The 9,901-nt window shown below is 68.5% G+C and carries 9 protein-coding genes; 2 read left to right on the top strand and 7 right to left on the bottom strand.

Features of this window, described 5'->3' with window-relative positions:
* Nucleotides 1–36: 36 nt before the first annotated feature.
* From OG917_RS25650 to thyX, 3 genes are all read right to left on the bottom strand, one after another.
* Entirely contained in the window at nt 37–1,722 is a 1,686-nt protein-coding gene (locus tag OG917_RS25650) for a ribonuclease J (protein ID WP_328319964.1), read from the bottom strand.
* A 108-nt stretch (nt 1,723–1,830) separates the two neighbouring features.
* Complete coding sequence (gene dapA / locus OG917_RS25645; RefSeq protein WP_328319963.1) at nt 1,831–2,730, bottom strand: 4-hydroxy-tetrahydrodipicolinate synthase; 900 nt, start codon at nt 2,728–2,730, stop codon at nt 1,831–1,833.
* A gap of 178 nt (nt 2,731–2,908) precedes the next feature.
* Entirely contained in the window at nt 2,909–3,649 is a 741-nt protein-coding gene (gene thyX / locus OG917_RS25640; RefSeq protein ID WP_328319962.1) for an FAD-dependent thymidylate synthase, read from the bottom strand.
* A gap of 198 nt (nt 3,650–3,847) precedes the next feature.
* Here thyX and OG917_RS25635 point away from each other — a divergent pair, with 198 nt between their 5' ends.
* Nucleotides 3,848–4,087: a hypothetical protein gene (locus OG917_RS25635; RefSeq protein ID WP_328319961.1), complete on the top strand. Its 240-nt coding sequence runs from the start codon at nt 3,848–3,850 to the stop codon at nt 4,085–4,087.
* A 93-nt stretch (nt 4,088–4,180) separates the two neighbouring features.
* Nucleotides 4,181–4,741, top strand: coding sequence for a hypothetical protein (locus tag OG917_RS25630; RefSeq protein ID WP_328319960.1), 561 nt, complete (start codon nt 4,181–4,183; stop codon nt 4,739–4,741).
* Nucleotides 4,742–4,790: 49 nt separating this feature from the next.
* On the opposite strand, the gene OG917_RS25625 is transcribed toward OG917_RS25630, so the two are convergent.
* The 4 genes from OG917_RS25625 to OG917_RS25610 form a co-directional block, all read right to left on the bottom strand.
* On the bottom strand, nt 4,791–5,243 hold the full coding sequence (locus OG917_RS25625) for a tetratricopeptide repeat protein (protein WP_328319959.1): 453 nt from the start codon (nt 5,241–5,243) through the stop codon (nt 4,791–4,793).
* 4 nt (nt 5,244–5,247) lie between these two features.
* The gene (gene dapB, locus OG917_RS25620) at nt 5,248–6,003 is read right to left on the bottom strand and encodes a 4-hydroxy-tetrahydrodipicolinate reductase (protein ID WP_328319957.1); all 756 of its coding nucleotides are present in this window, start codon (nt 6,001–6,003) and stop codon (nt 5,248–5,250) included.
* 99 nt (nt 6,004–6,102) lie between these two features.
* Nucleotides 6,103–7,431 carry a M16 family metallopeptidase gene (locus tag OG917_RS25615; RefSeq protein WP_443059013.1) on the bottom strand — a complete coding sequence of 443 codons (1,329 nt, stop codon included), beginning with the start codon at nt 7,429–7,431 and terminating at the stop codon, nt 6,103–6,105.
* 93 nt (nt 7,432–7,524) lie between these two features.
* On the bottom strand, nt 7,525–9,738 hold the full coding sequence (locus tag OG917_RS25610; RefSeq protein WP_328322178.1) for a polyribonucleotide nucleotidyltransferase: 2,214 nt from the start codon (nt 9,736–9,738) through the stop codon (nt 7,525–7,527).
* Between the last annotated feature and the right edge of the window lie 163 nt (nt 9,739–9,901).

The raw sequence follows: 9,901 nt of genomic DNA, 5'->3' as shown, positions 1-9,901 counted from the left end.
ATCGGGGGCCCCGCTCCGGTTCCGTGCGTACGACTGTCAGACCTCGACGACGACGGGAAGGATCATCGGGCGCCTGCGATAGCCGTCCGAGACCCACTTGCCCACCGTGCGACGGATCAGCTGCTGGAGCTGGTGCGGCTCCAGCACGCCGTCCTGCGCCGACTTGTTCAGGGCGTCCTCGATCTTCGGCACGACGGCACTGAACGCACCGTCGTCGATGCCGGAGCCCCTGGCCTGGATGTGGGGACCGCCCACGATCTTGCCGCTGGAGCTGTCGACCACGATGAAGACCGAGATGATGCCCTCGTCACCGAGGATGCGGCGGTCCTTGAGGTGGGTCTCCGTGACATCGCCGACCGAGAGGCCGTCGACGTACACATAGCCCGCCTGGACCTTGCCGACGATTCTCGCCTTGCCGTCGACCAGGTCGACCACCACGCCGTCCTCGGCGATGACGATGTGATCCTTCGGAACACCCGTCTTCGCGCCGAGCTCCGCGTTGGCGCGCAGATGGCGCCATTCGCCGTGCACCGGCATCAGGTTCTTCGGGCGGCAGATGTTGTAGAAGTACAGCAACTCGCCGGCCGAGGCGTGGCCCGAGACGTGGACCTTCGCGTTGCCCTTGTGGACGACGTCGGCTCCCCAGCGGCTGAGCCCGTTGATGACCCGGTAGACCGCGTTCTCGTTGCCCGGGATGAGCGACGAGGCCAGGATCACGGTGTCGCCCTGGACGATGCGGATCTGGTGGTCGCGGTTGGCCATCCGGGAGAGGGCGGCCATCGGCTCGCCCTGGGACCCGGTGCAGACCAGCACGACCTCGTCGTCCGGAAGGTCGTCGAGCGTCTTGACGTCCACCACCAGGCCCGCGGGGACCTTGAGGTAGCCCAGGTCACGGGCGATACCCATGTTCCGGACCATCGACCGGCCGACGAACGCCACGCGGCGCCCGTACTCGTGCGCCGCGTCGAGGATCTGCTGGATGCGGTGCACATGGCTGGCGAAGCTCGCCACGATGATGCGCTTCTGGGCGTTCGCGAAGACCGTACGCAGGACGTTGGAGATGTCGCGCTCGGGCGGCACGAAGCCGGGGACCTCGGCGTTCGTGGAGTCCGAGAGGAGAAGGTCGATGCCCTCTTCGCTCAGCCGCGCGAAAGCGTGCAGGTCGGTGAGGCGGCCGTCCAGCGGCAGCTGGTCCATCTTGAAGTCGCCGGTGGCGACGGCCATGCCCGCGGGGGTGCGGATCGCGACCGCGAGGGCGTCGGGGATGGAGTGGTTGACCGCGATGAACTCACAGTCGAAGACGCCGATGCGCTCGCGCTGGCCCTCGGTCACTTCGAGGGTGTACGGGCGGATCCGGTGTTCCTGGAGCTTCGCCTCGATGAGCGCCAGGGTCAGCTTGGAACCGATCAGCGGGATGTCCGGCTTCAGCCGGAGCAGGTAGGGCACACCGCCGATGTGGTCCTCGTGGCCGTGCGTGAGCACGATGCCCTCGACCTCGTCGAGGCGGTCCTTGATGGTGGTGAAATCGGGCAGGATCAGGTCGATGCCCGGCTGCTCCTCCTCGGGGAAGAGCACGCCGCAGTCGACGATCAGCAGCCGGCCTCCGTATTCGAAGACCGTCATGTTCCGGCCGATCTCACCGAGACCGCCCAGCGGAGTGACGCGCAGGCCGTTCTTCGGAAGCTTCGGCGGTGCGCCGAGTTCAGGATGCGGATGACTCAAAAGACTCTCCTCACCACACGCGCCACGTACCTGAGGCACGTGGCGCGCATGATTCGTGCACTTGCAGTTGTCAGAGTGATCTTGCGTATTCAGTTGTGAAGTCCGTGTTTAAAGTTCTACCCCGCCGGCACCAAGATCGATCTTGAGCTGGGCCGTTTCCTCAGGGGCAAGTTCCACCAGCGGGAGCCGGAGCGGCCCGGCGGGCAGGCCCTGCAGGCTCAGAGCGGCCTTGGTCGTGATCACTCCCTGCGTCCGGAACATGCCCGTGAAGACCGGCAGCAGCCGCTGGTGGATCTCGGTCGCCTTCTGCACGTCGCCCGCCAGGTAAGCCTCCAGCAGGGCGCGCAGCTCAGGGGTGACGAGGTGGCCGACGACGGAGACGAATCCGCACGCGCCCACCGAGAAGAGCGGCAGGTTCAGCATGTCGTCGCCCGAGTACCAGGCCAGGCCGCTGCGCGCGATGGCCCAGCTGGCGCGGCCGAGATCGCCCTTGGCGTCCTTGTTGGCCACGATGCGCGGGTGCTCGGCCAGCCGGACGATCGTCTCGGTGTTGATCGGCACACCGCTGCGGCCGGGGATGTCGTACAGCATGACGGGCAGCCCGGTGGAGTCCGCGATCGCGGTGAAGTGGCGGAGCAGGCCCTCCTGGGGCGGCTTGTTGTAGTACGGCGTCACCGCGAGCAGGCCGTGCGCGCCCGCGCTCTCGGCCGCGCGTGCCAGCTCCAGGCTGTGCCGGGTGTCGTTGGTGCCCACGCCCGCGATGACGTGAGCACGGTCTCCGACTGCCTCCCGTACCGCCCGCACGAGGTCGGTTTTCTCCGCGTCGCTGGTGGTCGGGGACTCGCCGGTGGTGCCGTTGACCACCAGGCCGTCGTTGCCTGCTTCCACCAGATGGGTGGCGAGCCGCTGCGCGCCGTCGATGTCGAGCGCGCCGTCCGCCGTGAAGGGCGTGACCATGGCGGTGAGGACCCGCCCGAAGGGGGTCTGCGGAGTGGAGATCGGAGCCATGGGTACCACGCTACTCGCTGCTCAGTACGCCCTGTCCCCTCGGGGGACGGGAGCTGCGGAGCCCGGCACTGCCTGCTCGGGGGTTCAAGCAGTGCCGGGTCCCTTTGATCAGCCTAGATGAACTTCACCAAAGGGTGCAATACGGACACCTCGGCCGGTCCGGTCGAACGTGTATGCCTTATGGGGCGACGCGGCCGTTGGCATTGAAGGCCGCGTGGGTCAGCGGCATCAGGTTCTTCCAGTGCTCTTCCATCTGCTCGCCGACCATCTCGATCTCCCGCTGCGGGAAGGACGGCGTCCTCGCCAGCTCGTGCTGGGTGCGCAGACCGAGGAAGTGCATCAGCGACCGGGCGTTGCACGTCGCGTACATCGAGGAGAAGAGGCCGACGGGCAGCACAGCCCTGGCCACCTCGCGGGCCACACCTGCCGCCAGCATCTCCTGGTAGGCCTCGTAGGCCAGACGGTAGGAGTCCTCCATGACGCGGCCTGTGAGCTCCTGCTGGGCCGCGGTGCCGTCGACGAACTCGTACTTGCCCGGCCTGCCCTGCTGCACCAGCTTGCGGGACTCGCCCGGCACGTAGAAGACCGGCTCCAGCTCCCTGTAGCGGCCGGATTCCTCGTTGTACGACCAGCCGACGCGGTGCCGCATGAACTCACGGAAGACGAAGATCGGGGCGCTGATGAAGAACGTCATCGAGTTGTGCTCGAAGGGACTGCCGTGCCGGTCCCGCATCAGGTAATTGATGAGCCCCTTGGAGCGCTCCGGGTCCTTCCGGAGCTCTTCGAGGGACTGCTCACCCGCCGTGGAGACTCGGGCCGCCCACAGCACGTCGGAGTCGCTCGCGCTGTGCTTCACCAGCTCGACGGTGACGTCGCTGCGGAAGCTCGGCTTCAGGTCTGAGGTGGGAGTGTCACTCACCGGCGGGTCCTTCCAGTTGCATCGCTCGGGCGGCGCCCACTCTACGGCGCGACACAGGTGACCCGGACCGGACGGACCGTCAGCAGAAAAGTTCTGCGGATTCCGGGAAACCGGGCACCGATCGGCAGCTTTGAACGTCTGAATGTGTGGAACCAGAGTGGAACCGGAAGAAATCGTGATCCAAGGAGAAGTGCCCCTATGTTCCGCCGGCGAGAGGCCGTCCCGTTCGCATTCGTCGCTGACGCAGACAGCTTCCGTAGCAACATCGAACCACCGCCCCGCCAACGCCCCACCGCGTCCCAGCTCGCCGGACGTGCTCTGGTCGGTCTCACCGTCGTAGCCGGCCTCGCAGGCTCGCTGCTGTTCGGGCTGCCGGCTCTGGCCGCCGATCAGACCCCCGCACAGACCCATCAGTCGGAAGCGGCGCACGACCACTGACTCGTCCGGACCCCTGGGGTGGTCGGGCGATGATCTCATCGGTAGCCTCACCGGGCACAGCCAATCGAGCGTGCTTGTGAGTGAGGATCAGTCGTGCCCCTGCCTTTCCTGACGGCCGACCGCGCGTTCGACGCAGCCGCCGAGAATGCCGACGACGTCGCGCTGCCGTTCGACGACCACGATCAGTGGCGCCGCCCCTACCGCCCGGGACCCTGGCGGGTCGGGGCGGCAGCTCTGCTTCTGCTGCTCGCGTCATTCATCCTGCTGGCGGCGATGATCATCGCTTTCGCCGGTGAGGTGTCGGGTGCCGGCGTCACCCTCGCCCTCGGCCTCGTGGCCGTGGTCTGCGCGGTGCGGCTGCTGAGGATGGGCGCCTGGGTGAGCAGGCACGGCATCCGGCGCGTGGGCTTCTTCACGACGGCCACCGTGCCCTGGAGCCGGACCGCGGCCGTACGCACGGTGCAGCAGCCGGTCCGCTGGCTCGGTCTGCCCCGCACCGTGCAGGGCGAGGCGCTCCTGCTCGTCCAGCAGGGCGGCCGGCAGCTCCCTCCGCTGCTCACCGACCACAGTGCCGACTTCCTGGCGCGCCACGAGGCGTTCGACCGCGCTGCGGACACGATCGAGGCGTGGGGCGCGGAGTACCGGCTCGGCTGAGGGAGAACGCTTCAGGGCCGGGCACAGCCCCCGGCGACCCGCAGGCCCGTCAGATACTGACGGGCCTGCCCGCGTGCAGGGCGATGGCCCGCTGCATCGCCTTGCGGGCGCGCGGGGTGTCCCTGGCGTCCTGGTAGGCGACCGCCAGGCGGAACCAGCAGCGCCAGTCGTCCGGGCTGTCCTCGGTCTCCTCCTTGCGGCGGACGAAGACGGCGTCGGCGGAGTCGCGGTCGATACGGCCGCCGGGGGTACGGACCAACTCGTCGACGGGCAGGCCGCCTTCGGCGTCCAGCTCGGCGGCAAGCCGGTTGGCCCGCTGGACGAACTGGGTGTTCTTCCAGAGGAACCAGATGCCGATCAGCGGCAGGATCAGCACGGCCACGCCGAAGGTGACGGTGAGCAGCGTGCCGTTCTGGATGAGCAGCACGCCCCGGCTGCCGACCAGGACGAAGTAGAAGACCAGGACGGCGGCCGTGACGAGGTAGGTGATCTTTGCGCGCATCGGGTCAGCTCAGATCGAGGAAGTGTTCCAGGCCGAAGGTGAGGCCGGGGGTGGTCACCACGCGGCGCGTACCGAGCAGGATGCCCGGCATGAAGCTGCTGTGGTGCAGGGAGTCGTGGCGGATGGTGAGGGTCTCGCCCTCGCCGCCGAGCAGCACTTCCTGGTGGGCCAGGAGGCCGCGCAGCCGTACGGAGTGGACCGGGACGCCGTCGACGTCGGCGCCGCGGGCACCGTCCAGTGCCGTGCTCGTGGCGTCCGGCTGCGGTGCGCGGCCTGCCTTCTCGCGGGCCGCCGCGATCAGCTGGGCGGTCCGCTGGGCGGTGCCGGAGGGGGCGTCGGCCTTGTTCGGGTGGTGCAGCTCGATGACCTCGACGGACTCGAAGAAGCGCGCTGCCGCCTGGGCGAACGTCATGGTGAGCACGGCCCCGATGGAGAAGTTCGGGGCGATGAGGACACCGGTCTGCGGGGACGCGGTGAGCCAGGAGCGGAGCTGCGCGACGCGGGCGTCGGTCCAGCCCGTGGTGCCGACGACGCCGTGGATGCCGTGGCGTACGCAGAACTCCAGATTGTCCATCACCGAGTCGGGGTGCGTCAGGTCCACTGCGACCTGGGCGCCCGACGCGGTGAGTACGTCGAGCGCGTCGCCGCGGCCGAGTGCGGCGACCAGTTCCATGTCGTCGGCGGCGTCGACGGCCCGGACGGCTTCGGAGCCGATACGGCCCCGGGCGCCGAGGACCGCGACACGCAGCTTGCTGCTCATGCTTGCTCTTCCTTCATCGCTCACGACTGACACTTCATGGCTGACGCGTCCCACGGCCGGTACGGCAGCCGGGCCGGGCGGCCCGGCTGCCGTACCGGCTCAGGACACCGCTTCGTGGAGGCGGTCGGCCTGCTTGTCCTTCAGCGGTCCGATCACCGAAAGCGAGGGCCGCTGTCCCAATATGTCGCGGGCCACCGCGCGGACCTCGTCCGGGGTGACCGCGGTGATCCGCTCCAGCATCTCGTCGACGGACATCTGGCTGCCCCAGCACAGCTCGCTCTTGCCGATGCGGTTCATCAGGGCCCCGGTGTCCTCCATGCCGAGCACCGTGGAACCGGCGAGCTGGCCGATCGCGCGGCGGATCTCCTCGTCGGTCACCCCCGCGCCCGCGGCCCGGTCGAGTTCGTCCCGGCAGATCTTCAGGACGTCGTGGACCTGGCTGGGGCGGCAGCCCGCGTAGACGCCGAAGAGCCCGCAGTCGGCGAAGCCCGAGGTGTACGAGTACACGCTGTAGGCGAGGCCGCGCTTCTCCCGTACCTCCTGGAAGAGCCGGGAGCTCATCCCGCCGCCGAGCGCCGCGTTGAGAACGCCGAGCGCCCAGCGCCGGTCGTCGGTCCTGGCCAGGCCCGGCATGCCGAGGACGATGTGCGCCTGCTCGGTCTTGCGGTTGAGCAGGTCGACGCCGCCCGCGGTACGCAGGGTGCGGGAGCCGGTGCGCGGATCCACCGGCACGGCGTCGGTGCGGGACAGGGCGCCCGCGCGCTCGAACGCCTTGCTGACCTGGCGTACCACCGTGTCGTGGTCGATGTTGCCCGCGGCGGCGACGACGAGGTGCGTCGGGTCGTAGTGCTTCTTGTAGAAGCGGGCGATCTGGCTGCGGCTGAGCCCGTTGACCGTGTCGACGGTGCCGAGCACGGGGCGGCCGAGGGGCGTGTCGCCGAACATCGTCTGGGCGAAGAGGTCGTGCACGACGTCACCGGGGTCGTCCTCGGTCATCGCGATCTCTTCGAGGATGACGCCGCGCTCGGCCTCGACGTCGTCCTCGGCGATCAGCGAGCCGGTCAGCATGTCGCAGACGACGTCTATGGCCAGCGGCAGATCGCTGTCCAGGACCCGTGCGTAGTAGCAGGTGTACTCCTTCGCCGTGAAGGCGTTCATCTCTCCGCCGACCGCGTCGATCGCGGCGGAGATGTCGAGGGCGCTGCGCTCGGCCGTGCCCTTGAAGAGGAGGTGTTCCAGGTAGTGGGTGGCACCGTTGAGGGACGGCGTCTCGTCCCGGGACCCCACGTTCGCCCAGATCCCGAAGGTCGCCGAGCGTACCGAGGGGACGGTCTCGGTGACGATGCGCAGACCGCCCGGGAGAATGGTCCTGCGGACCGCGTCGCTGGACTGTGCTCCGGCGTTGCTCACGTTTCCGTCCTTATGCACTGCTGTCGTTCTCGTCCGTGAGGTGGCTCTGGGTACGGGCGACGGCCCGCGCCTCCGGGGAGGTGCGGGCCGTCGTCACGGAACTGCGGGACGTCACTTGTCGGTGTCGTCCGTCTTCTCGTCCTCTTCGCCCTCGATGACGGGGACGAGGGAGAGCTTGCCGCGGGAGTCGATCTCACCGATCTCGACCTGGACCTTGGAGCCGACCGCGAGCACGTCCTCGACGTTCTCCACGCGCTTGCCACCGGCGAGCTTGCGGATCTGCGAGATGTGCAGCAGGCCGTCCTTGCCCGGCATGAGCGAGACGAACGCGCCGAAGGTGGTGGTCTTGACGACCGTACCCAGGTAGCGCTCGCCGACCTCCGGCATGGTCGGGTTGGCGATCGAGTTGATCGTGGCGCGCGCGGCCTCGGCCTGCGAGCCCTGCTGGGCACCGATGTAGATGGTGCCGTCGTCCTCGATCGTGATGTCGGCGCCGGTGTCCTCCTGGATCTGGTTGATCATCTTGCCCTTGGGGCCGATGACCTCACCGATCTTGTCCACCGGGATCTTGACGGTGATGATCCGCGGGGCGTTCGGGGACATCTCGTCCGGGACGTCGATGGCCTCGTTCATCACGTCGAGGATGTGGAGGCGTGCGTCACGGGCCTGCTTCAGCGCGGCGGCCAGGACCGAGGCGGGGATGCCGTCGAGCTTGGTGTCGAGCTGGAGCGCGGTCACGAACTGCTTCGTGCCGGCGACCTTGAAGTCCATGTCGCCGTACGCGTCCTCCGCACCGAGGATGTCGGTGAGGGCGACGTAGTGCGTCTTGCCGTCGATCTCCTGGGAGATGAGGCCCATGGCGATACCGGCGACGGCGGCCTTGAGGGGCACACCGGCGTTCAGCAGGGACATGGTGGAGGCGCAGACCGAGCCCATGGACGTCGAGCCGTTGGAGCCCAGCGCCTCGGAGACCTGGCGGATCGCGTAGGGGAACTCCTCGCGCGTCGGCAGCACCGGCACGATGGCACGCTCGGCGAGCGCTCCGTGGCCGATCTCGCGGCGCTTGGGCGAGCCCACGCGGCCGGTCTCACCGACGGAGTACGGCGGGAAGTTGTAGTTGTGCATGTAGCGCTTGCGGGTCACCGGGGAGAGGGTGTCCAGCTGCTGCTCCATGCGGAGCATGTTGAGGGTGGTGACGCCCAGGATCTGGGTCTCGCCACGCTCGAAGAGCGCCGAGCCGTGCACGCGCGGGATGGCCTCGACCTCGGCGGCGAGCGTACGGATGTCCGTGACGCCACGGCCGTCGATGCGGACCTTGTCCTTGATGACGCGCTCGCGCACGACGGACTTGGTCAGCGCGCGGTACGCGCCGGAGATCTCCTTCTCGCGGCCCTCGAACTTCGGGAGCAGCTTCTCGACGGCGATCTCCTTGACGCGGTCCAGCTCGGCCTCGCGCTCCTGCTTGCCGGCGATGGTGAGCGCCTTGGCGAGCTCGGGCCTGACCGCGGCGGTGAGCGCCTCCAGGACGTCGTCCTGGTAGTCGAGGAAGACCGGGAACTCGCCGGTGGGCTTGGCGGCCTTCGACGCCAGGTCCGACTGAGCCTTGCAGAGCGCCTTGATGAAGGGCTTCGCGGCTTCGAGACCGGCGGCGACGACCTCTTCGGTCGGGGCCTCCGCGCCGTCCTTGACGAGCTGGATGGTCTTCTCGGTGGCCTCGGCCTCGACCATCATGATCGCGACGTCACCGTCTTCGAGCACACGGCCCGCGACGACCATGTCGAAGACGGCGTCCTCGAGCTCGGTGTGCGTCGGGAAGGCGACCCACTGGCCCTTGATCAGGGCGACGCGGGTGGCGCCGATCGGGCCGGAGAAGGGCAGGCCCGCCAGGATCGTGGAAGCCGATGCGGCGTTGATCGCGACCACGTCGTACAGGTGGTCGGGGTTGAGCGCCATGATCGTCTCGACGATCTGGATCTCGTTGCGCAGGCCCTTCTTGAAGGAGGGGCGCAGCGGCCGGTCGATCAGGCGGCAGGTGAGGATCGCGTCCTCGGAGGGGCGGCCCTCGCGGCGGAAGAAGGAGCCGGGGATCTTGCCGGCCGCGTACTGCCGCTCCTCGACGTCCACCGTGAGGGGGAAGAAGTCGAGCTGGTCCTTGGGCTTCTTGGAAGCGGTGGTGGCCGACAGCACCATGGTGTCGTCGTCCAGGTACGCCACGGCGGAGCCGGCGGCCTGCTTGGCGAGGCGGCCCGTCTCGAAGCGGATGGTGCGGGTGCCGAAGGTTCCGTTGTCGATAACGGCCTCGGCGTAGTGGGTCTCGTTCTCCACTAGCGTTTTCTCCATACTCGTCGTCTTTCGTCCCCCAGCCCGTGTGGCGGGGAACGGGGCGGAGAAGCGCTCCATGGTTGCGGGGCCGGTCTTCGATCGAAGCACCCGGGACATGTTCCCGGGGGCCACTACCGAGGACCGGCGGCGGCTGGAGGGCGCTTCC

It is taken from the genome of Streptomyces sp. NBC_00388, from assembly GCF_036061255.1.
In the GTDB taxonomy this organism is placed as follows: domain Bacteria; phylum Actinomycetota; class Actinomycetes; order Streptomycetales; family Streptomycetaceae; genus Streptomyces.
The sequence above is the reverse complement of the archived record's forward strand: the minus strand, read 5'-3'. Positions and strand labels throughout refer to the sequence as shown.